Source organism: Streptomyces sp. NPDC046197, from assembly GCF_040646295.1.
GTDB lineage: Bacteria > Actinomycetota > Actinomycetes > Streptomycetales > Streptomycetaceae > Streptomyces.
The window spans coordinates 47,541-74,223 of sequence record NZ_JBEYZY010000034.1 but is presented as its reverse complement, the minus strand read 5'-3'; the positions used below and the strand labels follow the sequence as shown (position 1 = coordinate 74,223).

Annotated in this window: 15 protein-coding genes and 1 pseudogene; 8 read left to right on the top strand and 8 right to left on the bottom strand. The window is 71.2% G+C overall.

Features of this window, described 5'->3' with window-relative positions; genetic code table 11:
• Positions 1-95: 95 nt before the first annotated feature.
• Positions 96-521, top strand: a pseudogene (locus AB0A61_RS33155) (class I SAM-dependent methyltransferase); the annotation flags it as partial.
• 159 nt (positions 522-680) lie between these two features.
• Complete coding sequence (locus tag AB0A61_RS33150) at positions 681-3,401, top strand: SpoIIE family protein phosphatase (RefSeq protein WP_361300679.1); 2,721 nt, start codon at positions 681-683, stop codon at positions 3,399-3,401.
• 45 nt (positions 3,402-3,446) lie between these two features.
• Here the strand turns inward: AB0A61_RS33150 and AB0A61_RS33145 are convergent, their stop codons facing one another.
• Entirely contained in the window at positions 3,447-4,925 is a 1,479-nt protein-coding gene (locus AB0A61_RS33145) for a diacylglycerol kinase family protein (protein WP_361300685.1), read from the bottom strand.
• Between the two features lie 261 nt (positions 4,926-5,186).
• Positions 5,187-6,674, bottom strand: a complete 1,488-nt coding sequence (locus tag AB0A61_RS33140) for a long-chain fatty acid--CoA ligase (RefSeq protein ID WP_361300676.1) — start codon at positions 6,672-6,674, stop codon at positions 5,187-5,189.
• A gap of 150 nt (positions 6,675-6,824) precedes the next feature.
• Between AB0A61_RS33140 and AB0A61_RS33135 the strand changes: the two genes are divergently transcribed.
• Both AB0A61_RS33135 and AB0A61_RS33130 read left to right on the top strand, forming a co-directional pair.
• Positions 6,825-8,048, top strand: coding sequence for a helix-turn-helix domain-containing protein (locus AB0A61_RS33135; RefSeq protein WP_361300674.1), 1,224 nt, complete (start codon positions 6,825-6,827; stop codon positions 8,046-8,048).
• Between the two features lie 283 nt (positions 8,049-8,331).
• A complete protein-coding gene (locus AB0A61_RS33130; RefSeq protein WP_361300671.1) occupies positions 8,332-11,706 on the top strand; it encodes a pyruvate carboxylase in 3,375 nt (1,124 codons plus the stop codon).
• Positions 11,707-11,742: 36 nt separating this feature from the next.
• Here the strand turns inward: AB0A61_RS33130 and AB0A61_RS33125 are convergent, their stop codons facing one another.
• A complete protein-coding gene (locus AB0A61_RS33125) occupies positions 11,743-12,513 on the bottom strand; it encodes a PIG-L deacetylase family protein (RefSeq protein ID WP_361300668.1) in 771 nt (256 codons plus the stop codon).
• A gap of 153 nt (positions 12,514-12,666) precedes the next feature.
• Here AB0A61_RS33125 and AB0A61_RS33120 point away from each other — a divergent pair, with 153 nt between their 5' ends.
• Positions 12,667-13,554 (top strand): hypothetical protein, encoded by an 888-nt coding sequence (locus AB0A61_RS33120; protein ID WP_361300665.1) that lies wholly within the window; start codon positions 12,667-12,669, stop codon positions 13,552-13,554.
• Positions 13,555-13,573: 19 nt separating this feature from the next.
• On the opposite strand, the gene AB0A61_RS33115 is transcribed toward AB0A61_RS33120, so the two are convergent.
• Positions 13,574-14,209 carry a hypothetical protein gene (locus tag AB0A61_RS33115; RefSeq protein WP_361300662.1) on the bottom strand — a complete coding sequence of 212 codons (636 nt, stop codon included), beginning with the start codon at positions 14,207-14,209 and terminating at the stop codon, positions 13,574-13,576.
• Between the two features lie 310 nt (positions 14,210-14,519).
• On the opposite strand from AB0A61_RS33115, the gene AB0A61_RS33110 reads away from it, so the two are divergent.
• Both AB0A61_RS33110 and AB0A61_RS33105 read left to right on the top strand, forming a co-directional pair.
• Complete coding sequence (locus tag AB0A61_RS33110) at positions 14,520-14,810, top strand: hypothetical protein (RefSeq protein WP_361300659.1); 291 nt, start codon at positions 14,520-14,522, stop codon at positions 14,808-14,810.
• 116 nt (positions 14,811-14,926) lie between these two features.
• The gene (locus tag AB0A61_RS33105; protein ID WP_361300656.1) at positions 14,927-15,739 is read left to right on the top strand and encodes a maleylpyruvate isomerase family mycothiol-dependent enzyme; all 813 of its coding nucleotides are present in this window, start codon (positions 14,927-14,929) and stop codon (positions 15,737-15,739) included.
• A 45-nt stretch (positions 15,740-15,784) separates the two neighbouring features.
• On the opposite strand, the gene AB0A61_RS33100 is transcribed toward AB0A61_RS33105, so the two are convergent.
• The 4 genes from AB0A61_RS33100 to AB0A61_RS33085 all read right to left on the bottom strand — a co-directional run bounded on the left by AB0A61_RS33100 (position 15,785) and on the right by AB0A61_RS33085 (position 23,029).
• Entirely contained in the window at positions 15,785-17,077 is a 1,293-nt protein-coding gene (locus AB0A61_RS33100; RefSeq protein WP_361300653.1) for an MFS transporter, read from the bottom strand.
• Positions 17,070-17,798 carry an HAD family phosphatase gene (locus tag AB0A61_RS33095; protein WP_361300650.1) on the bottom strand — a complete coding sequence of 243 codons (729 nt, stop codon included), beginning with the start codon at positions 17,796-17,798 and terminating at the stop codon, positions 17,070-17,072. The genes AB0A61_RS33100 and AB0A61_RS33095 overlap by 8 nt, the downstream gene beginning before the upstream one ends.
• Before the next feature lie 47 nt (positions 17,799-17,845).
• Complete coding sequence (locus AB0A61_RS33090; RefSeq protein ID WP_361300647.1) at positions 17,846-19,573, bottom strand: carbamoyltransferase C-terminal domain-containing protein; 1,728 nt, start codon at positions 19,571-19,573, stop codon at positions 17,846-17,848.
• 237 nt (positions 19,574-19,810) lie between these two features.
• Entirely contained in the window at positions 19,811-23,029 is a 3,219-nt protein-coding gene (locus AB0A61_RS33085; RefSeq protein WP_361300644.1) for a BTAD domain-containing putative transcriptional regulator, read from the bottom strand.
• A 288-nt stretch (positions 23,030-23,317) separates the two neighbouring features.
• On the opposite strand from AB0A61_RS33085, the gene AB0A61_RS33080 reads away from it, so the two are divergent.
• Entirely contained in the window at positions 23,318-26,215 is a 2,898-nt protein-coding gene (locus tag AB0A61_RS33080) for a BTAD domain-containing putative transcriptional regulator (RefSeq protein WP_361300641.1), read from the top strand.
• Positions 26,216-26,683 lie beyond the last annotated feature (468 nt).

The following is a 26,683-nucleotide window of genomic DNA, read 5'->3' as shown; positions in this document are numbered from 1 at the left end:
CATCCGCGCACCGTGCAGACGTACACGCTGGACTTCAAGATGGTCAAGGACGGAGACATTGACGCCGGGCCTGACGGCTAATGCAACGGCGTTGCGGTGTAGACGTGTCGCCGAAAATGATCGAACTGGCCCGAGAGGCTCACCCCCACTTGCGTTTCACCGTGGGCAGCATGACCGCGCTGGACATCGGGAACGACGAGCTGGGCGGCATCCTCGCCCACTACTCGATCCACCACACGCCGCCGGAGCTGCTGCCGGTCGTCTTCGCCGAGTTCCGTCGCACCCTGGTGCCCGGTGGGCGTCTGCTGCTGGTGGGCCGGGTGGGCCATGGGGAGCATCTGCGTCGGACGCATGCCTACGGCGAGCACGCCGCACCCTTCGAGTCCCATTTCCTGCCCGCGGACCGCATCGCCGACCTCCTGGACCAGGCCGGGTTCGTCGTGACCGCGCGACTGGTTCAAGCGCCGGACGAAGGGACGAAGAGGTCGATCGCCGGCTTCCTGGCCGGCAGGCGCTGCTGAAACTCGGTGCTGCTGGGGCTCATGGTCCACTTGGTGCCTGTGTGACAGGTGAAAACTGCTGCTGTCCGTGTGTGAGCAGACAACTGGAGATGAGCTTGTGGTAAAGGTTCATCGGCCCGGGTCGTGACGGCTTGGCCGGGTAGATGTTAGAAAGGCCGAATGGAGCACCAATTTTTCCGGTTTCGACGTGTGTCGCTGCGGTCGCTGGTGGGTAAGAGTCCCCGAAGCGTTGCCGGGCAGGTGTTCGTTTTCCAGGTCGTGCTCGCTCTGCTGCTCGTCGGCTTCGCGGTGTTCGCCCTCCTGCTGCAGTCGGACCGGGACACCAACGCGGAGGCCAGGCGCCGCTCCATAGCCGTGGCGGAGACCTTCGCGAACTCCCCGGGCATCCTGACCGCCCTGCACGCCCCCGTCCCCTCGAAGGTGCTCCAGCCGCTGACGGAGGCGGGCCGCAAGTCCGCCGGTGTCGACTTCATCGTCGTCATGGACACGAAGGGCATCCGCTACACCCACCCCCTGCCGGACCGGATCGGCAAGCGGTTCGTCGGCACCATCGGCCCGTCGCTCGCGGGCAAGATCTATACCGAAAGCGTCCACGGCCCTCTCGGCCACGAGGAGCAGGCCACCGTTCCCATCAGGGACGACAAGGGCAAGGTGGTCGCCCTCGTCTCCGCGGGTCTGAAGGTCAAGAACGTCACCAGCCAGGTGGACCGCCAGATACCGATCATCCTGACCGCCGGGGCGGCCGCACTGCTCGCGGCCACCGGGGTCACGGCGCTGGTGGGCAGGCGGCTGCGGCGGCAGACCCACAGCCTGGCCCCGCACGAGATGCGCCGCATGTACGACCACCACGACGCGGTGCTGCACTCCGTACGCGAGGGCGTGCTCATCGTGGACGGCGACGGGCGGCTGGTGCTCGCGAACGACGAGGCCAAGCGGCTCCTTCAGCTGCCACCGGACGCCGAGGGCCAGCAGGTGGCCGCCGTGCCGACCCTGGAAGCGGACATGGCGGACCTGCTCACGTCCGGGCGGGAGGCCACCGACGAGGTGTACGTGGCCGGGCCCCGGCTGCTGGCGGTCAACCAGCGGCCGACGGATCGTGACGGTGGACCGTGCGGATGGGTGGTGACGCTGCGGGACACCACCGAGCTCGCCGCCCTGTCCGGCCGGGCGGAGGGCGCCCGTGAGCGGCTGAGGCTGCTCTACGACGCCGGTCTGGGCATCGGCACCAGCCTGGATGTGGCGACGACGGCCGACGAGCTCGCCCACGTCGCCGTTCCCCGCTTCGCCGACTTCGTCACCGTCGACCTGGCCGACAACGTGCTGCACGGAGAGGAGCCGGGTCCCACCGCGACGGGCATGCGCCGCATCGCGACGTGCGGCGTCCAGGAGGACGCTCCCCTGTACGAGAAGGGCCGGCTGATCGACTTCGCGCCCACCACCCCACAGGCGCGCGGCTACGGCAGCGGCCGGGTCGAGCTGGTGACGGACCTGTCCACGGCCGAGGGGTGGTACGCCCAGGACCCCGAGCGCGCCCACCGGATCGTCGACTACGGCATCCACTCCCTGGTCACCGCGCCGATCAAGGCCCGCGGCACCGTGCTGGGCATGGCCAACTTCTGGCGCTCCAAGGAGCACGGCCCCTTCGACGAAGAGGATCTGTCACTGGCGGAGGAGCTGGTGGCCCGCGCGGCGGTCAGCATCGACAACGCCCGCCGCTACACCCGCGAGCACGCCCTGGCCATCACCCTCCAGCGCAGCCTGCTGCCGCGTGCCCTGCCCGAGCACAGCGCACTTCAGTTCGCCCACCGCTACCTGCCCGCCCAGTCCGGGGTGAGCGGCGACTGGTTCGACGTGATCGCCCTGCCGGGCAGCCGGGTGGCCCTGGTCGTGGGTGACGTGGTCGGCCACGGCCTGCACGCCGCCGCCACCATGGGGCGGCTGCGTACGGCGGTGCACAACTTCTCCACCCTCGACCTGCCGCCCGACGAACTGCTCAGCCACCTGGACGACCTGGTCGGACGTATCGACCAGGACGAAACCAGCACCCACACCGCGGCGCCCGTCGTCGGTGCCACCTGCCTGTACGCCATCTACGACCCCGCCACCGGGCGCTGCACCATGGCGCGCGCCGGGCATCTGGCGCCCGCCCTGGTGCACACCGACGGGAGCGTCACCTTCCCCGACCTGCCGGCCGGGCCGCCGCTCGGCCTCGGCGGCATGCCCTTCCAGACGGCCGAGCTGGACCTGGCCGAAGGCACCCAGCTCGTGCTGTACACCGACGGGTTGATCGAGGACCGCAACCGCGACCTCGACGACGGCATGGAACTGCTGCGCCGTGCCCTCGCGGGCCACCCCGGCCGGCCGCCGGAGGAGAGCTGTCAGGCCGTCCTCGACGCGTTGCTGCCCCCGCGGCCGCAGGACGACGTGGCGCTGCTCATCGCACGCACCCGCGTCCTGTCGTCCGACCGGATCGCCGACTGGGACGTGCCGCCCGAGGCCTCCGCCGTCGCGGAGATCCGCGCGGAGGCGGCCGCCAAACTCGACGAGTGGGGCCTGACCGAGCTCGGCTTCACCACCGAACTCGTGCTCAGTGAGCTGATCACCAACGCCATCCGGTACGGCGGCCAGCCGATCCACGTACGCCTGATCTACGACGGCACCCTGACCTGCGAGGTGGCCGATGCCAGCAGCACCTCGCCGCATCTGCGGTCCGCCGCGACCACCGACGAAGGTGGCCGGGGCCTGTTCCTGGTGTCGCAGATGACCGAGCGCTGGGGCACCCGCTACACCCCCCACGGCAAGGTCATCTGGGCCGAACAGGTGGTGCCGAAGAGCATCGCCGCCTCGGGCCCGGCACGGGCCGGAGCCGACCCTGTCTGAGGCTCGCCGCCTCCCTGCGCGCTCCCGGGACGAGAGACCCGGCGACTACGGCATGCCGTCCGCGGCCTCGTCACGATGGGCGCCCGCATCCCGATGGCCGTGTGTACCTGGCCGAGCGCTGTCTGCGCCGGACCGATGGCTGTCCGCGCCGGACGTGGAAAGGGCACCCCGCTCACTCCGCTCGCCCCGGCGTTTCGGCGCCGCCGTGCGCCCGACGGTGGCGGCCAGCTTGCGCAGACGCCGCCAGTCCAGGCGCGGTGCGCCCTCGGGGACGCCGACCCGGTGGCGGGGGACACGTACCCGCAGTACGCGGTGGGCGATGCGGCAGTGCACCGGAGCGGGCAGGATGTTGGCCTCGCCGTCGAGGCCGACCTCGATCTGAGGCAGATCGGCTTCGACGAGCACCTCTCGCGCGGTCAGCACGGTCAGCTCCTCCGGCTCGGGAGCGAGCAGCAAAGACGCGGCCTCGGCGGCGCTGTTCACTGTGACACCGAGGACGCCGAGCACCCCCCTGTCCAGCCGATCGCGTCGGCCAAGGCCCAGCGGATCGCCCGTCCGGTAGGGATTGTTGCTGACCAGCACCGCCTGGGGATCGGTGATGGTGACGCCCTCGGCGTGGGCGGTGAGGCGCGGTCCCTGCCGGTTGGTGAGCAGGTCGGGGAGCATGTCGAGCGCGGTGCCCACCTTGTCCTCGCGGTAGGCCGGATTCTGGATGACGGCCGCGTAGGTGCCGAACGAGGCGTTGTTGACGAACGGGCGGCCGTCGGCGAAGCCGAGGTCGACACGGAGTTCGACACCGTCGGTGAGGGCGGTCAGGCAGGAGGCGGGGTCGTCGCGGTCGAGGCCGAGGTCCATGGCGAAGTGGTTGCGGGTGCCCGCGCAGATGACGAGAAAGGGAAGCCCGTGCTCGGCGGCGACCGCGGCGACGAGCGCCTGAGTGCCGTCGCCGCCGGCGACTCCCAGCAGATCCGCCCCGTCCGCCACGGCCGCGCGGGCCAGGGCGGCGACGTCCTGGTCCTGCTCGGGATCGAGCAGGACGACGCGTGCGCCCAGGGCCTCGGCCTTCTCCCGCAGGGCGAATTGGGCGACCTTGCCGTTGCCCGACCGCGGATTCATGATCAGAAACGGCCGCCGGGGAGGCGGGGTCTGTCGTTCCCGCATGGGCAGGGGCCGCTGTCCCGCGCTGCGCAGGGCGTATCGTCCGGCCCACACGGCCAGGGCCCACAGGGCCAGGGACACCAGCAGGCTCCAGAGGAAGGTGACCGCGAACACCGTGATGACGGCGGCGGGGGTCACGGCGGCGACCAGGGCAGCGACCGCTCGGGCCAGACCCCGGCGGGAGAGAGCCCACCACACCGCGGCCGCTGTGAGAGCCAGCCCGGCGAGCCCCGCCGCGGCGAGCAGTACCCCTGCGGGGCCGCCGTAGACGAGGGGGAGCAGCACCGCGAGCGCCGCCGCGGCCAGGGACGCCCTGGCCGCCCATCTCTGTCGACGGCGAGCCCGGTCCCGCACGTCCAGCGCCATGAGCTCCTCCATCCGCCGCCATCGTAAGAAGGGCCGGTCGTGCGCGCCGTCGCCCCGAGGGGCACCGGTTGCGGGCGGACGGTCCCAGGAGGCGGTGGCGCGGGACTGTCGCCCCCTCCTCTTGTGTCCGCCGCCGCGGTCACTATGCAGATGTTCCCCACGATCGCGACGCGGCCTCACCCGGCAGCCGCCGTCCTGCCCCTGGACGACCCGGACCCCCGCCCGCCCGGTCCGACGGTCGCCGGCAGGGCCGTTGCCCCGTCACTGCACGGGCACACTGATCTCCCGCTTGAGGATCTTGCCGCTGGCCCCGGTCGGCAGCGCGTCCACGAGCCACACGGCGCGCGGATACTTGTACGCGGCCACGCGCTCCTTGACGAACAGCCGCAGCTCCTCGGGTGTGGCCTCGGCACCCTTGCGGAGCACCACCGCGGCGCCGACCTCCTCGCCGAGCCGCTGGTCCGGCAGGCCCACCACGGCCGCCATGGCGACGGCCGGATGCTCGTGCAGCACCTCCTCGACCTCACGCGGATAGACGTTGTAGCCGCCGCGGATGATCATGTCCTTCTTGCGGTCGACGATGTACAGGTAGCCGTCCTCGTCCTGCCGGGCCAGGTCACCGCTGCGCAGCCAGCCGTCGGGGATGGCGGCCGCGGTCTCCGCGGGCAGGTTCCAGTAACCCTTCATCAGGTTCGGTCCGCGAACCGCCAGTTCACCGACCTCTCCGACGGCCACGTCCTGGCCCTCGGCGTCCAGCAGCCGCACCTGAACGTCCCGGATCGGGGTGCCGACGGAGCCCGGTTTACGCGGGCGGTCGGGGTGGTTGAAGGAGACCACCGGGCTGGTCTCGGACATGCCGAACCCCTCCAGCACCATGCAGCCGAAGCGCCGTTCGAAGCCGTGCAGCACCTCCACCGGCAGCGCGGCACCGCCGGAGACGCAGGTCCGCAGTGTCGACACGTCCGCCGCCGCGGGATGCTGCAGCAGCGCCGCATACATCGTCGGTACGCCCTCGAACACCGTGGCCCGGTCGCGGGCGATGGCCTCCAGCACGGCCTGCGGGTCGAAGCGGGGCACCAGGGTGAGGGAGGCGCCGCTGTGGACGGCCACGTTCATGGTGCAGACCTGACCGAATATGTGGAACAGCGGCAGACAGCCGACCACCACGTCCTGCGAGGTCATCCGCTGCACGCTGACCGTGTTGACCTCGGTGTTGTGCCGCAGTCCTGCATGGGTGAGGGCGGCGCCCTTGGGCCGCCCGGTGGTGCCGGAGGTGTACAGCAGCACGGCCACGTCGTCCCCGGCCGTCTCCGCCACCTCGGTCAGCGGCTCGTGCTCGGTCAGCAGCCCGGCGAAGCAGGACGGCTCGACGACGAAGTGCCGGACCCCGGCGGCGGCCGCGCCCTGCGCGCCCTCGCCGGGCGCCTCGTGCCATTCGAACAGCAGCACGGCACCCGAATCGTTCAGGTGGTACTCGGTCTCACGTCTCTTCAGCAGCGGGTTCATCGGTACGACGATGGCCCCCGCGCGCAGCACCCCGTAGTAGAGGACGACGAACTCCGGAACGTTCGGCAGCATCAGAGCCACCCGGTCCCCCTGCCGTACGCCCTCGGCCCGCAGCAGAGCGGCGACGCGGGCGCTGTGCTCGTCCAGTTCGGCGTACGCGGTGACCCGCGTTCCCAGCCGCAGCGCGGGCCGCTCCGGCTGCCGAGCCGCCGTCCGCACCAGGAACTCCGCCAGATTGGGCATGACCCGCCTCCACGAATGTCACCGTCGAAATCCGCCGTTCACGTGGAGGACATGGTGCTGCCGTCGGCCGCGGCGACCTATGGGAGGGACGACAGCGTCCCCCGTCCCGCATTGTGCCTGGACACAAAACCAGGGCGATAAACTGCGGGAATGGACTTCTCGGGAGTGGTCGCGGCGCTCCACGCCAGGCTTCCGGAACTCGGCGAGCGCATGGCGCAGCGCATCCGCTCGGACATCGACGCCTACCGCGACGAGTCGCTGATCCCCCTCGAGTCGCTGCGCCGCTCGTGCACGGCCAATGCCGACCTGATCCTCAGACATCTGCGCCGGGCCGGTGCCCCCGACCCCGGACCGGCCCACGAGACCGGCCGCATCCGCGCCGAGCAGGGCATGCCGCTGGCCGACACCCTGCACGCCTACCGGATCGGCTTCGAGTTCCTGTGGACGCAGATCCTCGAGGAGTCGCGTACCCATCCGGGGGTGCCCGACGCCCAACTGGTGGCGCAGTCCGCGGAGATCTGGGCGCTGTTCGGCCTCTACGCCGAGGCCGTGGCGGAGGCCCACCGGGAGACGACCGCCGAACTGACCTTGCGCCGCGAAGCCCGGCGCTCGGCGTTGGTGGAAGCCCTGTTCACCGGCGTCATCGCCGACCGCACCACTTTGTGGGAGGCCGCCCGCGAACTCGGCCTGCCCGAGCGCGGACCCTACGCCGTCGTCGCGGCCGGGTCCGCGGCACCCGGCACGGAGCCGCTGGCCGGCATCGAGACCGCGCTGCGCCATGCCCATCTGCCGTCCGCCTGGCGGCTGTTGCCCGACCAGCAGATCGGTGTGGTCGCACTGACCACGCCGACGGCCGCGAGCACGGTGCTGCGGATCCTGCGCCGCGCGCACGCCCGGGTGGGCGTCAGCCCCGATTTCGACTCGCTGCGCGACACCCCACAGGCCCTGCGGTTCGCCCGGCTCGCGCTGGCCGGCCTCACGGGGACCGGTCCCGGAGTCGCGCGGTTCGACGACAGGCCCCTGGCCATGCTGGTCGCCGCTGCCCCGGCCGAGGCCGCACATCTGGCGCACGTGACCCTCAAGCCCCTGCTCGACCTCCCCGCCCCCGAACGGGCGCGCCTGCTGGAGACGCTGGAGCACTGGTTCGCCGCGGCAGGCTCCACCGCCGGCACGGCGCAGACCCTATTCGTCCATCCCAACACCGTCCGCTACCGGCTGCGCCGTATCGAGGAACTGACCGGCCGCGCACTCTCCGACCCCCGTACGACAGCAGACCTCGGCGCCGCGCTCCTGGCGGTCCGCGGTCCCGCGCCGAGCAGTGGGGAAGACGGGCGAAGACCACCGCAGCCGTCTCCGGCGGCTCAGGACCAGTGACCGGCCCGGTAACCGGCCCGGTACCCGGCCCAGTTCGAGGCCGACGTCGGCGGCCGACTGCCGCAGCGGCACACACCGCGACACCCACGGCTCCTGGGCACCGCGGGTGACGGCGAGGGCAGGCGGGCAGCGGCCGCGACCACGAGTGAGTCTCCGCGCAAGGCCCCGTCGTACCGGGCCCGCTTGAGGGAGACACTGGGGTGAGTGGCCCGGCTCACATGGCATGACGCGCAGGTCGCCGACACCATGGTCTTCACTCACCGGCAGGCCGAAGGGATCCAGGATGTTCCGCAAGGTGCTGGTCGCCAACCGCGGCGAGATTGCGATTCGCGCGTTCCGCGCGGGCTACGAGCTGGGCGCGCGAACCGTGGCCGTCTTCCCGTACGAGGACCGCAACTCGCTGCACCGGCTGAAGGCCGACGAGGCCTATGAGATCGGCGAGCCGGGGCACCCGGTGCGGGCCTATCTCTCCGTGGAGGAGATCGTCCGTGCGGCACGGCGGGCAGGGGCGGACGCCGTATACCCCGGCTACGGGTTCCTGTCCGAGAACCCGGAACTGGCGCGCGCCTGCGCGGAGGCGGGCATCACCTTCGTCGGGCCGGATGCCGGCACGCTCGAGCTGACCGGCAACAAGGCCCGCGCGGTGGCGGCCGCGCGGGCGGCCGGCGTGCCGGTCCTCGGTTCCTCGGCACCCTCCACCGATGTCGACGAGCTGGTCCGTGCCGCCGAGGACATCGGCTTCCCGGTCTTCGTCAAGGCGGTCGCCGGGGGCGGCGGGCGCGGCATGCGGCGGGTGGAGGACCCCGCCGCGCTGCGCGAGTCCATCGAGGCCGCGTCCCGCGAAGCGGCGTCCGCCTTCGGTGACCGCACCGTGTTCCTGGAGAAGGCCGTCGTCGATCCGCGCCACATCGAGGTGCAGATCCTCGCCGACGCGCAGGGCAACGTCATCCATCTGTTCGAGCGGGACTGCTCGGTGCAGCGCCGCCACCAGAAGGTGATCGAGCTGGCGCCCGCGCCGAACCTCGACCCGCAGCTGCGGGACCGGATCTGCGCCGACGCGGTGCGGTTCGCCCGCGAGATCGGCTACCGCAACGCGGGCACCGTCGAGTTCCTGCTCGACCGCGACGGCAACCACGTCTTCATCGAGATGAACCCGCGCATCCAGGTGGAGCACACGGTGACCGAGGAGGTCACCGACGTCGACCTGGTGCAGGCACAGCTGCGCATCGCGTCCGGCGAGACGCTGGCCGACCTCGGCCTCTCGCAGGACACGATCACCCTGCGCGGCGCCGCCCTCCAGTGCCGTATCACCACCGAGGACCCGGCCAACGGCTTCCGACCCGACACCGGCCGGATCAGCGCCTACCGTTCGCCGGGCGGCTCGGGCATCCGCCTGGACGGCGGAACCACGCACGCCGGTACGGAGATCAGCGCGCACTTCGACTCCATGCTGGTGAAGCTCACCTGCCGGGGCCGGGACTTCGGGGCCGCGATCGGCCGCGCCCGGCGCGCCGTCGCGGAGTTCCGCATCCGCGGGGTCGCCACCAACATCCCCTTCCTGCAAGCCGTCCTCGACGACCCCGACTTCCAGGCCGGCCGGGTCACGACCTCGTTCATCGAGGAGCGGCCGCACCTGCTCACCGCCCGCCACTCCGCCGACCGCGGCACCAAGCTGCTCACCTACCTCGCCGACGTCACGGTGAACAAGCCCCACGGCGAGCGGCCCGAGCTGATCGACCCCGCCACCAAACTGCCCACGCCGCCCGGCGGCGAGCCGCCCGCGGGCTCCCGGCAGCGGCTGATCGAGCTCGGCCCGGAGGGCTTCGCCCGGCGGCTGCGCGAGTCGCCGACCATCGGCGTCACCGACACCACCTTCCGTGACGCCCACCAGTCCCTGCTCGCCACCCGGGTGCGCACCAAGGACCTCCTCGCCGCCGCCCCGGTCGTGGCCCGGACCCTGCCCGAACTGCTGTCTTTGGAGTGCTGGGGCGGTGCCACCTACGACGTCGCCCTGCGCTTCCTCGCCGAGGACCCCTGGGAACGACTGGCGGCACTGCGCGAGGCGGTGCCCAACATCTGCCTGCAGATGCTGCTGCGCGGCCGCAACACCGTGGGCTACACGCCGTACCCGACCGAGGTGACCGACGCCTTCGTCCAGGAGGCCGCGGCCACCGGCATCGACATCTTCCGGATCTTCGACGCGCTCAACGACGTGGGCCAGATGCGGCCGGCCATCGATGCCGTACGGGAGACCGGTACGGCCGTCGCCGAGGTGGCCCTGTGCTACACCGCCGACCTGTCCAACCCCGCGGAGCGTCTCTACACCCTCGACTACTACCTCCGCCTGGCCGAGCAGATCGTGGCCGCCGGCGCGCACGTCCTGGCCGTCAAGGACATGGCCGGGCTGCTGCGCGCCCCCGCCGCGGCCACGCTCGTGTCGGCACTGCGCCGCGAGTTCGACCTTCCGGTGCACCTGCACACCCACGACACCGCGGGCGGTCAGCTCGCCACCTACCTCGCCGCGATCCAGGCCGGCGCCGACGCGGTGGACGGCGCGGTCGCCTCCATGGCGGGCACCACCTCGCAGCCGTCGCTGTCCGCGATCGTCGCCGCGACCGACCACTCCGACCGTCCCACCGGCCTGGACCTCAAGGCCGTCGGAGACCTGGAGCCGTACTGGGAGAGCGTCCGCAAGATCTACGCGCCGTTCGAGGCGGGCCTGGCCTCACCGACCGGACGCGTCTACGACCACGAGATCCCCGGCGGTCAGCTGTCCAACCTGCGCACCCAGGCGGTCGCGCTGGGACTGGGCGACCGCTTCGAAGCGATCGAGGCGATGTACGCCGCCGCCGACCGCATCCTGGGCCGCCTGGTCAAGGTCACCCCGTCGTCCAAGGTGGTCGGCGACCTGGCCCTGCACCTGGTGGGGGCCGGGGTGTCGCCGGAGGACTTCGAGGCGACGCCGGACAGGTTCGACATCCCCGACTCCGTCATCGGCTTCCTGCGCGGCGAGCTGGGCACCCCGCCCGGCGGCTGGCCGGAGCCGTTCCGCACCAAGGCACTCCAGGGCCGTGCGGAGGCCAGGCCCGTACAGGAGCTGACCGACGAGGACCGTGAGGGCCTGCAGAAGTCCCGTCGCCCGACCCTGAACCGGCTGCTGTTCCCCGGGCCGACCCGCGAGTTCGAGACCCACCGCCAGGCCTACGGAGACACCAGCGTCCTGGACAGCAAGGCCTTCTTCTACGGGCTGCGTCCCGCCAAGGAGTACGCCGTCGACCTGGACCCCGGCGTACGGCTCCTCATCGAGCTCCAGGCCGTCGGCGAGGCGGACGAACGCGGCATGCGCACCGTGATGTCCTCCCTGAACGGCCAACTGAGGCCGATCCAGGTACGCGACACCAAGGCGGCTGCCGATGTGCCGGTGACCGAGAAGGCCGACCGGAGCAACCCCGGGCACGTGGCGGCGCCGTTCGCCGGTGTGGTGACGCTCGCGGTCGCCGAGGGCGACGAGGTGGAAGCCGGTGCGACCGTGGCCACCATCGAGGCGATGAAGATGGAGGCCGCCATCACCGCCCCCAGGTCGGGCCGGGTGACCAGGCCGGCCATCAATCGCATCCAGCAGGTCGAGGGCGGTGATCTGCTCGTCGTGGTCGAGTGAGGTCCCGCAGGGGATGAGCGCCGGGGGCCGGCCGGTTCAGCGGGTGAGCTCAGTCTGGGCCGTCCGGTCCGGTGCCGTGGGGACGACGTCGTGACGGATGTACCACTCCGTGGACAACAGCCTCTCCCGGACCGCGGGCGGGAGGCCGGCGAGCCGGCCCGGCAGGGCTCCCCGCCGCACTTCGGTGCGGTGGGCCAGCACGGCGGCCACCTTCTGCTCGAGCCACGGCCTCACATCGACCGTTGCGGTGACCCACTGGTCCGGGACGCTGTACATCGCCCTGCCCTCCCGGACCAGGAGTCCGCCCAGTGCCCGGGCAGCGGAGTCGGGGTGTGTGGCCAGATAGAGGGCGCTCGGCCGCCAGGCGGCGCCGGACTCCGGGTAGAGCCGGTCCATCCCGGCGGCCTGGACCGCGAGTGTGGTCACCCGGTGGGTGTGGACATGGTCCGGATGGCCGGTGAGCCCGCCATAAGCGTCATGGGTCACCACGATGTCCGGGCGGAACTCCCGGATGTGGGTGACCAGCCGCCGCACCGACTCCTCCAGCGGCGCGTCGCGGAACCGGAGACCGCCCGGGGCCGACTGCGGCGCGCGGGCATCGGCGTAGCCCAGCATCCGCGGCTCTCCGGCTCCGAGGATCCGCAGCGCGTCGGCGAGCTCGGCAGCACGCCGGGTGCCCTCGGCCCACGTCGCCGTGACCACGGCGGTCCGGGCTCCCGCGGCCCCGTGGCGGGCGAGCACCCCGCCCGCCGACAGGGACTCGTCGTCCGGATGCGCGAACACCGCGAGGACGCTCGGAAGAGGCATTGTCGCTCCTTCACCTTCCAGAGCCGGGAAGCCGGTTCCGGGTCAGCGAAGGCTACCCCCTTGTGTCCGCGTGTCGATGTGCCGGGCGGACGGTTCCCCGACATTAGGTTCAGCCTGCCGGGAGAGAGCGGGGAAAGCGCGGGGAGAGTGTGGGTGAGCGGACAGCAGACCACGGAGAAGTCCTTCTTCGAGAAGGCCGCGTACATCGTCACTCCGGGATCGGTCGTCTTCGCCCTCCTGTACTACTTCGGCTACACCTACCGCAGCGCGTACTACGCCTACTTCGGTCTCGGCGTCGGTGAACTGGAGTTCACGCCACAGGACTACCTGCTCGGCAGTCCGGCGGCCGTCTTTCTCCCCCTGTGGGTGCTGCTCGTTCTCGGCATCATCGGCGTACTCGCCTTCCGGGCACTGGAGCGGTGGCTCTCGCAGCCGGACGCGGCGGAGCGGCGTGGCCCGGTGACCCGGGTGCTCGGCGCGGTGGGCGTCGGCCTGCTGCTGCTCAGCTTCCCCGTCTTCCTGGAGCCGGCGTGGTGGCGGACCACGATGTGGGTCCTTCTGCCCGTCGGCTGGCTGCGGGTCCTCCTGCCCGCCGTCCTCGTGGCCGTGGGCGCGCTCCTTGTGCTGTGCGCCATGTACCTGATCCGCGATCCGCAGCGCCGCGGCGGGCGGTTCTGGGGCATCACGGAAGGACTCCTCGTCTCCGCGACAGCGCTGATCGTGTTCTTCGCCCTGGCTCGCTACGCCCACGGAGCGGGCACGTCGGCGGCGCGGGACGAGGCAGAGAACAACTTCCGCGACACGACGCCCGTTCTGATCCACTTGCGGCAGCCGATCTTCCCGTCGGCCCCCAACGTGCACTGCGTGGACCGGGGCGCCGCCTACCTGCCCTACCGGTACCGGTGCATCGGGTTCCGCGTGCTGGCGAAGTCGAGCACGCGGTACTACCTGGTGCCCACGGAGCGTCTGGCCGACGGGGACATCACCTTGGTCCTGAACGACGACAACTCCGTCCGGGTCGAGGTCCGCGGCCAGGAGTGAGCCGCACCGGCGCCCTCGGTCAGGTGGGGGAGGCCGACGGCGCCTCGCCCGGGGTGGTCTCCCGCTCCGTGGGTGTGCCGTCCGGGCCGGTCGTCGGGCCGGCCGGCGTGCTCGTCTGCTGCGGCGCGGGTGTCGGCGTACCCGTCCCGCCCGTCCCGGGCGTCCCGGTCTGCTCGGCCGACGTTGCCGGACTGGGCTCGCGCTGTGCCACGGACGCCGTCACATCGCCCTGGTCCGTCTTGACTTCGACCTGAAGACCTCCCTCGGCGGTACCGGGAGGAATGAGCAGGGCGAAGCTGCAGGTCTGGTGCGGCTGGAGAGTCCTGCCCCCGCAGGTGTCCTCGGCGATGGCCGGTGCGTTGGAGGCGCTGGTCGGGGAGGGGCCGACCAGCTTTGCCGTTTCCACCTTCATCGGTTTGTCCGTGGTGTTGGCGACACTGACGTTCACCTTGGCCGACTCGCCCGGATCCGCCCGCGGAAACTCGATCCGGGCGTCATCGGACTGGCCCTGCGCACCCGGGAACAGGGTTGCGCTGCCCGCCATTTGGGGCGACTTCGTGCCAGCCCCGCTGTGGGGCGTGGTGCCACCGGCCCCGCAGCCGGCCATCCCGGTCACCAGGGCCAGGACGACCGAGGCCCGCAGAGCGTTCGGCACGAGCCACCGGGGACGCCGAAGGGCTTCCGGTGCACCAGACATTGCGGCCTCCGCTGGGAACTCGACGCGGCTTGCGAGCCTGGCACGAATGTGCGGGCGAGCCGGGCGATGACCGCGCGGCACACCGCCTGATCACCCAAATCACCCAAACGACGATGGGCCGATTGACCTGGTGCGACCGATGCGCTTGCATCCGGGGGTGCCCTCGGCGTGGGTCCGGGGGAAGACGGTTTCCCGGCGGAAACATGTCCACAGCGCAAGAGCCGCGCGCACGGCGGGTGGAGCCGCGCCGGTCACGATCCTTGCGCCTGTGGCGGTGCCGGTCGCGACGGCCGCCGAGCCGGTCCTGCGCGTCGAGCGCGTCAGCGTCGCCGCCGACGGCACCCAGGGCGACGGGGATTCCCGGGCCCCGTCGGTCAGAGCCGACGGCCGGTACGTCGCCTTCGAGTCCGACGCGACGAACCTGGTGCCGGGGACCGGCATGGGCGCCCCCGTCTACGACAGGCACGCGCGCGTGGCGGCGTTCCAGTCCCGGAAGAAGGACTGGGTGCGGGGGGACACCAACCTCAGGGGCGACGTCTTCCTCGTGCGGCTGCGCTGACCACGGGCCCCGGAGCCGGCCGGGCAACCTCCGCGAACGGGGATTTGCCTTCGAGTGGACTCCAGGATCCACACTGATCACGACATGATCGGCTGCGGACGGGAAGGCGGCGGCAGATGGAGGCGACGAGCCGGGCGGGACACCCTCTGCCCTACGACATCTACAGGGAGGCAATCGAGCGTGAGACCCTGCGCTTCGCCGAGGTGGTGGAAGGGGCGGAGCCGACGACCGCCGTGCCCTCCTGCCCCGGCTGGACGCTCGCCGAGCTCACCCGGCACGTGGGTGCGGTGCAGCGCTGGTTCAGCACCCTGCTGAGCCGGCTGGTGCAGGAGCCTCCGCGCAGCCGGGACGTGGAGCTGGGGCTGCCGGAATCCGTTGCGGACTACGGTCGTTGGGTGGCGGCGGGCGTCCCCGATGTCGCGGCCGTGCTGCGGAGCACGGACCCCGGCGCGGCCATGTGGGCCTGGGGCGAGGACCAGCACGCGCGGTTCTGGGCCCGGCGGATGCTGTTCGAAACGCTGGTGCACCGGGTGGACGCGGAGCGTGCGGTGGGCCGGGAGTCGACTCTCGACCCGGTGCTCGCGGCGGACGGCGTGGACGAGTTCCTCGTCAACCTGCCCCACGCGCACCTCTTCGCGGCGGGGGTGTCGAAGCTGCACGGCGACGGCGAGACCATCGCCTTCCAGTGCACCGACTCCGCCGAGGCAGCGGGCGACGAGTGGTACGTGCGGCTGGAGCCGGACGGGTTCCGCCTGCTGCCACGGGCACAAGCCGCAGCCGTACCGTCCAAGGCGCACACGGCGGTGCGCGGGCAGGCAGCGGATCTCCTGCTGCTGCTCTACGGACGCCGGTCGTACCAGGAACCTGCCTTCGAGGTGGTCGGCGACACCGCGGCTCTGGACCACTGGTTCGCCCACACGGCGTTCTGATCCGCGCCGGAGCACGGGGGCGATCTCGGCATCGCCCCCGTCGCGTCAGGCGGGCCGTGGCTGCCGTGCACGGCGGGCGAGCACGGCGAACAGCAGGCACAGCGCGCAGAATCCGGCGAGAGTGAGGGGTATCGCCGCCGACGGCCGTGTGTCGGTGAGCGTCTCCACCACCGCGGGAACGCTCGTGTTGCCGACCATGCAGCACAGTGTGAGAACGGATGTGGCGCGCTGGGGGACGTCCGCCACACCGGATGTCCAGGCGATGACGGTGGGCAGCACGGGGGCGAGACAGAGCCCGGCCAGGGGATACGCGGCTATGGCGAGGTGGGGCACGGCGGCCAGCAGCAGGGCCCCGAGCGCGGTGACGAGATACAGCGGGACCGACGTACGGGCCGCAAGGCGCTTGGTGAGCTGGGGGACCACCAGGCGGCCCACCGCCATACCCGCCCAGAACCCGGACGCGGCCATGGTCGCCGCTTGGAGGCTCCAGCCGCTTCGCTGAAGCTGCGTGGACTGCCACGCGCCGATGCTGGTCTCCAGGCCCGCATAGAGCAGTCCGGTGACGAGGAAGAGCACCATGACCGCGCTCGGCCGCCTGAGCCGGGAGGGGGCATCGTCCGCCCGCGGGAGGCCCGGGTGTTCGAGCACGGCACCCATGCGCCGCACCAGGACACAGGGAAGCGCCAGCAGACAGGCCGCCAGGGACAGCAGACGGATGTCCGTCCGGCCGGTGGCCAGAGGGCCGAGGATCGCGCCGATGCCGAACACGGCGTTGAGACGGTTGACCATCACCACGCTGTTGTCGCCGAAGCCCCTGGCGAAGGCGGTGTTGAGGGTGAGGACCAGGCCGCCGTAGCCGAGACCCGCGACGGTGGCGGCGAACAGGTACCAGGCCCAGCCGGGGCTGACCGCCATGCCGGCGGTCGCGGCGGCGAACACCGCCAGCAGCACGGTGATCGTCGGCCGGGGCCTCGCCCGGCGGCCGAGAAGCCCGATCAGGGCAGTCGCGGTGAGCGCCCCGAAGTTGTAGAAGGAGACGATGCGGCCGACCTGGTGCCCGGGGCCGAACTCCTGCTTCAGGTACGGCAGGGACGCTCCGAGGGACGCGGTGAGCGCGCCGAGCACGAAGAACACGCAGAACGCGGAGACGACCGCCGCCTTGGCGACGTACGGAACGTGCGACAGCGGCGGTACCGACGCCTCCGGCGATGCGGACGGCACCGGCTGCGTGGGTGGTGCCGGCGGCGCGGACGGCACCGTGCCGGACGTCATGGCACCGGGCGGGGTCTCGGGGAGCGCGGTCGGTGCGGTCTCCGGCTGGGAGGTGGACTCAGGCACGGGCGCGCTCTCCCGCCGCGGTGATGGTGATCCGGGCGTCGAGCCCGGTCAGGACCAGGCTCTCCCCGCGGTCCTTGGCGTGCGCGACGGACAGGTTGGTGAAGTCCGGAGCCACGGTGATGGCGCCGGCCCCGATCAGTTCGTGCGTGCCGATGCCGACACAGACGGCGCCCGCCGAAACGGCCGAGCGCACCCCGCTGACCGAGTCCTCGAAGACGAGGGTGCGCTGCGGCCGGACGCCTAATCGCCGGCACGCGGCGAGGTAGGGGTCGGGGTGTGGCTTTCCGTGCGTGACGTCGTCGCGGGTGACCCGGACGGCGAACACGTCGAGCAGATCCAGTCCGCCCAGCGCGTTGTCGATCTTGCGCGCCCAGCTGCTGGTGGCCAGGGCGAGGAGGACGCCCCTGTCGGCCAGCCCGGTCGCCAGCGCGTCGGCGCCGGGCACGGCCGGATAGGGGGCTTCCTCCTCCACCTTGTCGACTTCCGCCCAGATCGCCGACCGGTCGGAGTCCGAGTGGTCGGGGAACAGCAGTCGTACCGTCTCGGACCCGGTGCGTCCGTGCACGTACCGCTCGGCGTCGGCGGCCGTCAGTGTCCTGCCGTGGCGCCGTGCCACATCGCGCCAGGCGTTCTCGATCACGGGCCGCGAGTCGATCAGGACTCCGTCCATGTCGAAGACGACGGCATCGACGTCGTGGTGTGTACCGGCTTTTGACTGCATTGTTCTCCTCACCCGGTCGCTCGCGCCGTTCGGCCGGCGATCGGTCGTCAGCTCGTCAGCTCGTCCGTGACCCCGTTCGCGCCGTCCTTCCACACCAGGTAGACGTCGTCGATGAGCAGCAGATCGACGACCTCGTCCTGCAGCGGATCGAGCGCGTCGCGGTGCGAGCCCACGATAGGTTCTTCGTGCTTGTTGAACGACGTGTTGACGAGCGCGCCCTGGCCGCTTTGCGCGTACCAGGCCAGCAACAGGCCGTGCAGGAAGGGGTCGTCAGCCCGGCGCACGATCTGCGGGCGGGCGGTGTTGTCGACGTGCACCACGGCTGGGCACGCCTTGGCGAACTGCTCGGTGCAGTCGTAGGTCATGGTCATGAACAGGGCCGAGGGGTGGTCGGGCTCCCAGCCGCGGTAGCAGTCCGCCGCCAGTTCCTCCGCCGTGATCGGGGCGAACGGCATGAACTCCGTGCGGTTCAGGCGCTTGTTGAGCCAGTCGTTCATGGCCGGGTCGTCGGTGCGGTAGACGACGCTGCGTCGGCCCAGCGCCCGGGGGCCGAATTCCATTCGGCCGCGGTAGAGGCCGATGACTTTTTCCTTGTCCAGGGCACGGACCAGGACTTCCTGAATACCGTGGTCGATTCGCCGGAAACGAAGCCCGGGGTAGTCCTGGAGGATTTCCTCCAGCTGTCCCTCGGAAATCGCCGCATCCGGCCCCAGTGCCATGGATGGGACCCGGTGCCGCTTTCCGGTCTCCCGGTAGGCGATGACGGCTGCGGACTGCAGCGGCAGCCCTCCGTCGCCCATCGGCGGCAGGACATATACGTTGCGGACCCCCGGAGTGTCGAAGATGCGCTGATTCAGCTTTACGTTCGCGAAGACGCCACCGGCCAGGCAGACGTTGCCGCTCGGAACCTCTCCGATGTGGCGGGCCACCAGCGCGGTCAGCAGGTTCTCGACGTGCGCCTGCGCGGCGGCGGCGACATCGGCCCGGTCGTGCTTGGCGATCTCGTCCAGGAGTTCCTCGGAGTAACCCTCGTAGGAGGGCTGGAAGAAGTCTCCGGTGCGCGCCCTTATCGTCCCGTCCTCGGTGATGTCGATCATGCTCTGCATGAGCGGGAGAAGCTTGTGCGGGTCGCCCTGCGCGGCCAGGCCGGTGATCTTCCCCTCGTGCCGGTTCGGTGTGAATCCCAGCAGTTTGGTGATCCGCCCGTAGAAGTAGCCGAGGCTGTCCGCGGAGGTCTCCCGCTGGAGCACCCGCTCGCCGTCCGCGGAGCAGTGCGTCACCGTGAGGGACTGGAAGTCGCCTCGTCCGTCGCAGGTCACGGCCAGCGCCTCGTCGAAGGGCGAGCAGAGGAAGGCGCCGAGGCCGTGGGACTCGTGATGGTCCACGTAGACCGCTTTGCCGCGCAGTCCGTTCTTGTCGACGAACTCGTCGAACTCGGCGCGCTTCGCCTTGTCGTTGCGTATCTCGTCGGAGATCCGCTTGCGCAGGTGGACGAGTCCCTCCGGTCGTTGCTGCGCCTCTTCGGCGACCCGGTCGACGTACAGCAGGAGGTGCTTGTCGGCGTCGAATCCCGCGCACCAGCCGTAGGCGACCCGGTCGATCTCCTGTAAGGAGGTGCCGGCCTCTCGCAACACGAACTCGATGGAACGAGCCGGCCAGGTCTTGTGGTCCTTTACTCGAGTGAAGCGTTCCTCGCTCACCGCGGCGACGATTTCTCCGTCACGTACGAGGCATGCGCCGGCCAAGTCGTTGTTGGTAATCCCTAGGATCTTCATCCGCTACGCCTCCGAAAGCGTTCGTGCAGCAATCCGCGCATCGTCGTCGGATTGCCGCGGGTCGCCAGGAAGCTAAGCATGGAAGTCGTGCCCAGTTCAATCGGTTGATCTCTTTTTCGCCATCCTGTTTGTAGGGTGAAAAGACGTCGATGATGACTGCTCCGTTAAACTCCAATGAAACCTGACCGCGATCGCCGGCCCTGAACTGGGGCCGGTACCAAAATGCCATCGGCCGTATTACTGACCGCCGGACACGAGCCGGAGGCGGGGCAGCCGGTTGAACGGCAGATCGGGGCTCAGATACGCGTACTCTCCACGGGACTTGATCTCCCTGGCGGACCGGCGCAGTGTTTCCCGGGCGGCCTCGACCGCACCAGCGCCGTGCTGGGCCTGCGCCAGCAGGCCCAGATGCAGGGGCAGACGGATCCGCAGCTGCCGCTCGGACAGCTCGTCGACCGCCGATTCCAGGGCGTCGAGCGCGTCCGGCGCCCCGAGCTGGTGCTGTGCCCAGCTGTGGCACACCTGGAGCATGCTCGTCCAGTGCAGCAGTCCGTGCGCGCGGGCGATCTCCAGGCCCCGGGCGCTGGAGGCGGCGACCGCGTCGGGCTCCTCGGCCAGGGCGGCGACCAGCGCATGGAAGTAGTGAGCGCTGGCCCGGTCGACCGGGGTGCCCTCGTGCCCGGTGAGCAGAAGCAGGTCCTCGGACAGTCCGAGCGCCTGGTCGGTGGCGCCGAGCAGCCAGAGGGTGAGGACACGGTGGTTCATGGCCAGGAATCGAGGGTCGTGCTGCGTCCGGTGCGTCAGCCGAGCCAGATGCCTGGGGGAGAGGCTCTCGGCCGTGCGCTCCGCCTCCGTCAGCGCGGTCAGCGCCTCGGCGGGGCGGCTGGGCAGGTGAAGGATGCCACGGGCCAGTCTTTCGTGCAGCCGGACCTCGGGGGCGTCCGACTCCTCCGCCAGGACGCGTAGTTGCTCGACACGGCGCGAGCCCTCCTCATGGCGGCCGGTGACCAGTTTGGCGATGCACTGAAGGAACAGCAGGGCGGGCTCTTCCGCCGCCAGGGCGGCCGTGGCGGCCGACAACCTCAGGATGCGCTGGGACTCGGCCTCCACCTCGCGGTCGCCGTAGCCGCGGGTGACGCTGTCGATCTGCAGGATGCGCCGGCTCAGATACAGCGCCTGCGCCGTCGTCCCACTGGTCGGGGGGGTGGAGGAGAGCAGCGTGCGTGCACGGCGGAACCAGGTCCTCGCGCTGTCGTAGCCGCCTTCCACGGCCGCCTGCTCGCCGGCGCGCAGCAGATGCGGCAGCACCTGGTCCGTGGGCAACGTCAGTGCCGCCTGCCAGGCGTGGTGGGCAAGGCGCGGGGTCACCTCGGGGCAGCCGCCCACGCGCGCGCTCAGTACGTCGACGGCCCTGATGTGCAGGGCGGCACGTTCCCGGTCGGTCATCTCGTCGAGCAGCACGTCCCGGACCAGACCGTGGCGGAACGCCAGCCCGTGGGACTGGTCGCGGTCACGACGCAACAGGCCCGTGCGCAGTGCCTCCTCCACGGCCTGGGCGTCGGGATCGCCATCGCCATCGCCATCGCCCAGCACACCCGTGAGCAGGGTCATCTCCGCCTCGGGACCCAGCACGGCGCAACTCCTGAGCACCCGCAGGACGCGTGGCGCAAGTGCGGCCAGGCGTCGGCGCAGCATGCTGCGCACCCCCGTGGGGATTCCGGTGAGAGCGCTCTCGGAAGCATGCGCGTCGTGCAGTCGGCGTGCGCCACCCGCGTGCGCCAGCAACCGGCCGAGGAGATACGGGTTGCCGCCGCTCCGCTCGTACAGTCCCCGCACCACGGCGGCGTCCAGTCCGGGCCCGGCCTGAGCCGCGACCAGGGCGTGGACATGGTCCTCGGACAGGTTGTCCAGGTGGACCACTTCCGCACGGGAGTCGGCGAGCAGCTCCTGCAGGGGGCCGTCGGGCTCGGGGTCCGTCCCGAGCCCGGGTTCCCTTGCGCTGATCACCACGCTCATGGAGCGGCCGTGGGTCCGGCCGCTCAACAGCCCCAGCATGTCGAGCGTGGGGTGGTCCGCCCGGTGCACGTCCTCGACGACGAGCAGGAGTGGAGTGTCGTCGGCGTGGCGGAGAATCGATTCGCACAGCGCGTCGTGCGCAAGGAAGTGCATCCGTGCCACGCGGCCGTCGTCGGCCGGTGCCGCCTCCTGGCCGGATAACGTTGTCATGGCATCGTGCGAACAAGGCGGTGCCACAGCGTCGTTCGACACCCCGCCCGGGGCCGTCAGTTGCCGCAGCACCTGATGCCACACCCAGCCTTCCGGCGTCCCCTGTGTGTTCCGGCAGCTGACGCGGATCACCTTCGTACCCTCGACCCACTCATCCGTGCCGGTGGTGGCCCGAGCCAGCAACTCGGTCTTGCCCGCCCCGGCCTCGCCGACGACCGCGGTGAGGTGCCCGCTGCCCCGCAGCGCGGCCGTGACCGACAACCGCACTGCGGCGAGAGCGTGTTCGCGTCCTTCGAAGAGCGGGGAATCCGGCGCGGGGCCGCGCCGTCCGAGCTCGGACGTGCCCGCGACGTCCGCACCGGTCACCCGGGCGGAGCCGGCGCCGGATCCGGGGCCGATCCGCGCAGGACGGCCCGGGTCGCGTGCACCGTCGGAAGCGCGCTCGGCCTCCTGCGGGTGGCTCCGCGCCTCGATCCGGCGGGGCGCCGGTGAGATGTCGCCAAGTTCGTGACGCAGTATGGCCAGGTGGACGCGCTGCAGCTCGCCGCTCGGAGCCACCCCGAGTTCCTCCGACAGCTGGGTCCGCGTGCGGTCGTAGAGGCGGAGCGCCTCGGCCTGCTGGCCGAGACGGTACAGGCCGGTCATCAGGCCGGCGACCATGCGTTCGTCGGTGGGGCAACGGGTCACTTCCCGGCGCAGCGCCGCGACGGCGTCACCGGTTTCGCCGAGGGCCAGCAGCGCGTCGGCGCGGGCCGCCACGGCCGCCGTACGCAGATGCTGCAACCGTGCGCCTTCCTCCGCCAGCGGGGCGTAGGACGTGAGGTCCAGGAAGGGGTCCGCCTGCCACAACTCCAGGGCGGAGCCCAGCAGATCGCGGGCGAGCTCGAACCGGCCCTCGGAGGCGTGGGCCTGCCCGCGAGCCACGAGCTGGTCGAACCGGTACAGGTCGACGGCCCCCGCCTCCAGCGTGAGGACGTATCCGGGGGCGCGGTAGTGCAGCGGAGCGGCCGTCTTGTCGGGACCCCGTTTCGACGTCAACGCCCGGCGCAGGTGCGACATGTAGGTCTGCAGGGTGGCGTGCGGACGCCGGGGCGGGTGCTCCCCCCACAGCTCGTCGACGAGCTGGTCGGCCCGGACCACCTGCCCCAGCCGCAGCAGCAACAGGCCGAGTACCGCCCGGTGCCGCGGTGGCCCCAGGTGCACCTGCTCACTGCCGCATCTGGCCGTCATCACGCCAAATGCGTCAAGTGACAGGTCTGCCGCGACGGGCCGGATTCGTTGCACTTCCGCTGTGTACGTCATACCTGGCGTATATGCCTTTCGCTCGTCACACATGTGAGGGCGAGCCGAGAGTACGCCCGCGCTTGTGTAGAAAGAGTGCCGATGGACTGACGCTCAGAATGCGCCATGTCCGACCACATGCGGCGGGTCGTGCCCCACTGCCGTACAAGTCGCCGCATAGACTTGTGATCAGCACATTCGATCTAACAGCCCGCACGGGCGGGGCTCCAGGAAGACATGAATCATCAGGTCACTTTCGCGGTTCTGGGCCCCATCAAGATCTGGCGGGACGGTGTGGAACTGCCACCGGGACCGCCCAAGCAACGCGCCGTGCTGGCCCTGCTCCTGCTCCACGCCGGGCAGCCCGTGAGCCTGAGCAGAATCGTGGACGTCCTGTGGCCGAGCGACCCTCCCCACAGCGCGGTGAACGTCGTCCACCGACACGTCGGAACGCTGCGCAAGTTGCTCGAACCGGGGCTCCCCCCGCGCGCGCCGGGCGAACTGCTGGTACGCCGCGCCGGCGGCTACGCCATCAACGTCGACGCCACCACCCTGGACCTGCTGCGCTTCCGCGACCTGGCGCATCGGGCCCGGGAGGCCTCGGCCGGCGGCACGTCGGGCTCTGCCGTCGAACTCTTCACCGAGGCACTGGCCTTGTGGCGGGGAGAGGCCGCACAGGGCGTCCCTCAGGACGTCCGTGCCCACCCGGTGTTCTCCGCCGTCGACAGCGAGTACCTGGCCACTCTGCGGGAGGGCGCCGACCTCATGCTGGCGTCGGGCGAACCCGAGCCGGTCCTGCCCCTCTTGCAACGCGCCATCGCGCAACACCCCCTCGACGAGTCCCTGCACGCGCGACTTGTGCAGGCGCTCGCCGACACCGGCCGCCAGGCCGAGGCGTTCGCACTCTACGACGCCACACGCTCCCGGCTCGCCGAGCAACTCGGCATCGACCCCGGCCCGGAGCTCAGCGCGGCCCGCGCGCGTCTGCTGCGCCAGGAGGAAGCGGCCACCGGCGGTTCGGGCGACGGCCCCCCGGCGCAGATGGCGGAGCCCGCCGTGCCCCCGCGGCTGCTGAACACCCCGCCGAACGCACCGCTGACCGTGCGGCCCACGCAACTGCCCCCGGACTTACGCACCTTCGTCGGCCGTAAGGACGAACTCGCGCGAATCACCGGCTCGCTGGACACGATCGGCGAGGGACCGGGAGCGGCGTCCGTGGTCATCAGCGCCATCGACGGGATGGCCGGCGTCGGCAAGACCATTCTCGCCGTGCACCTGGCACACCGCCTCGCCCACCGGTTCCCCGACGGCCAGCTGTACGTCAACCTGCGGGGGTTCGACCCGAGCGGCGACAGCATGGCCGCCGCCGAGGCCATGCGCTCGTTCCTGATCGCGCTCGGCGTTCCCGCCAGACAGCTGCCCGCGGACCTCGACTCCCAAGTCGCCCTCTACCGCAGCCTCCTGGCCGGACGGCGGGTCCTGGTCGTCCTGGACAACGCCCGCGACTCGCAGCATGTGCGCCCCCTGATGCCGGGCAGTTCCTCATGTCTCGTCATCATCACCAGCCGCACCCAGCTGCGGGGCCTGGTCGCCACCCACGGCGCACGACCACTGACTCTGGGCCTGCTGAGCCGGGAGGAGTCCCATGATGTGCTGGTCGGCCACCTGGGCCGGGACCGGATCGCCGCGGACCCCGACGCCGTCGAGGAGATCATCGACCTCTGCGGCCGGCTGCCGCTCGCCCTGGCGATCATCGCCGCGCGCGCCGCCACCCAGCCGCACCTGCCCCTGGCGTCCATCGCGGCCGAGCTCCGGGCCGACCACGGCAGCCTGGACGTCTTCGCCGGCGAGGACCCGTACACCGACCTCCGTACCGTCTTCTCCTGGTCCTGCAACAGCGTCGGGCCCGATGCCGCACGACTGCTGCGGCTGCTCTCGCTGCACCCCGGGCCGGACATCTCCGTCGCCGCCGCGGCCAGCCTCGCCGCGCTGCCGCTCAGGCGGGTCAGGGCGCTGCTGGCCACACTGGCCGGCGCCCATCTGCTGACCCAGCTGACGTCGAACCGCTTCGCCTTCCACGACCTGCTGAAGGTCCACGCGGCCGAGCTGAGCCGGGACAGCGACGACGAGGACACCCGCCACACCGTCCTGCGGCGCCTGCTCGACCACTACCTGCACAGCGCGTACGCCGCCGCGAGCGCGCTCACCCCGAACCGCATCGAATGGAGCCTCGAACCCGACGCCGAGCCGGGAGTCGTGGCCGAACCCGTCGCGGGACAGGAGGAGGCGACGGCCTGGCTCGACCGTGAACTGCCCGTCCTGCTCTCCGCGGTCGGACACGCGGAGCGCAAGGGCTTCCTGCACCACGCCTGGCTGCTGGCACAGACCCTGGAACTGTACCTCGACCGCCGGGGCCGCTGGCAGGACCAGGTCGGCATCCAGGAGACAGCGGTGGACGCGGCCGTCCGGCTGCGGGACCCGCTCCGTGAGGCCCAGGCCCGCAGGTCCCTGGGCTTCGCCTACGGGAGGCTCGCCCAGGACGAACGCGCGGATGTCATGCTGCGGCACGCCCTGCGCATGTTCACGGAACTCGACGACGCCGCGGGGCAGGCCCGCACCCGCCGCTCGCTGGCCTTCCTGGCCAACGTCCACGGCCTGCACAGCGAGGCTTTGCGCCAGTACGCCGAAGCGTTCGACCTCTACCGATACACGGACCATCGCAGCGGTCAGGCCAGCGTGCTGAACGAGACCGGGTGGACCTACATCGCGATCGGGGACTACGAGCAGGCGGTGGCCTGGTGCAGCCGGGCGGTCTCACTGCACCAGACGATCGGTGACACCAACGGTGAGGCGGCGGCGTGGGACAGCCTCGGCCTTGCCCACCACCACCTGGGCCGCCACCTGGGGGCCCTGAGCTGCTACCGGCGCGCACTCAAGCTCTACCAGCGCATGAACGACCGCTACCTGGAAGCGGACACCCTGCTGCACATGGGAGACACCCATGACGCCCAGGGCGCCCGGACCACCGCCGTCGCCCTGTGGCGTCAGGCGGTGCGGATCCTTGACGACATCGGTCATCCGGACGCCGAGGAAGCGCGTCTGCGGCTGAAGGGCGGGCCGACCGAGGACGAGTGACACCGCGTCCTCCCCGGCCGCCGAAGCCGCCGCGCTCTGCAAGGGGAACCGCAAGTGCCTCCGCAAGGAAAGGGTCAGCGGTCGGGCGAGGGATCGGCTAGGCACCCGACGCAGACTCGGAGTCACCACCTGGCAGCCGCCGGTGGCGCCCCCCGGCCGCGGCCCGCAGGCCGTACGCCGTGGCCCGGGCTCCGACTCCAGCGAGGCGACCGTGATACGAACCAGTGCCCAAGTGGTCACACATGCGCGACCGCATGTGCACCATACCGGGCTCTCTCTGATCGCCCTCGAGGACCTGCACCGGCTCAACGCCGAACTGCCGGTCATGAGCGAATTCATCCGCGCGGTGAAAGAGGCGCCCGAGTTCGACAAACACCACCGGCGCCGGCTCATGACGGTGTATCAGCACGATCAGTACACCGCCAAGGCCGAGAAGCAGGCCCCCGGCCTGGTCGGAACTGGCCGTCG

Coding starts and splice junctions, on each gene's coding strand:
- AB0A61_RS33150 (WP_361300679.1), top strand. CDS start 681: ATGGAGCACCAATTTTTCCGGTTTCGACGTGTGTCGCTGCGGTCGCTG.
- AB0A61_RS33145 (WP_361300685.1), bottom strand. CDS start 4,925: ATGGCGCTGGACGTGCGGGACCGGGCTCGCCGTCGACAGAGATGGGCG.
- AB0A61_RS33140 (WP_361300676.1), bottom strand. CDS start 6,674: ATGCCCAATCTGGCGGAGTTCCTGGTGCGGACGGCGGCTCGGCAGCCG.
- AB0A61_RS33135 (WP_361300674.1), top strand. CDS start 6,825: ATGGACTTCTCGGGAGTGGTCGCGGCGCTCCACGCCAGGCTTCCGGAA.
- AB0A61_RS33130 (WP_361300671.1), top strand. CDS start 8,332: ATGTTCCGCAAGGTGCTGGTCGCCAACCGCGGCGAGATTGCGATTCGC.
- AB0A61_RS33125 (WP_361300668.1), bottom strand. CDS start 12,513: ATGCCTCTTCCGAGCGTCCTCGCGGTGTTCGCGCATCCGGACGACGAG.
- AB0A61_RS33105 (WP_361300656.1), top strand. CDS start 14,927: ATGGAGGCGACGAGCCGGGCGGGACACCCTCTGCCCTACGACATCTAC.
- AB0A61_RS33095 (WP_361300650.1), bottom strand. CDS start 17,798: ATGCAGTCAAAAGCCGGTACACACCACGACGTCGATGCCGTCGTCTTC.
- AB0A61_RS33090 (WP_361300647.1), bottom strand. CDS start 19,573: ATGAAGATCCTAGGGATTACCAACAACGACTTGGCCGGCGCATGCCTC.
- AB0A61_RS33085 (WP_361300644.1), bottom strand. CDS start 23,029: ATGACGGCCAGATGCGGCAGTGAGCAGGTGCACCTGGGGCCACCGCGG.
- AB0A61_RS33080 (WP_361300641.1), top strand. CDS start 23,318: ATGAATCATCAGGTCACTTTCGCGGTTCTGGGCCCCATCAAGATCTGG.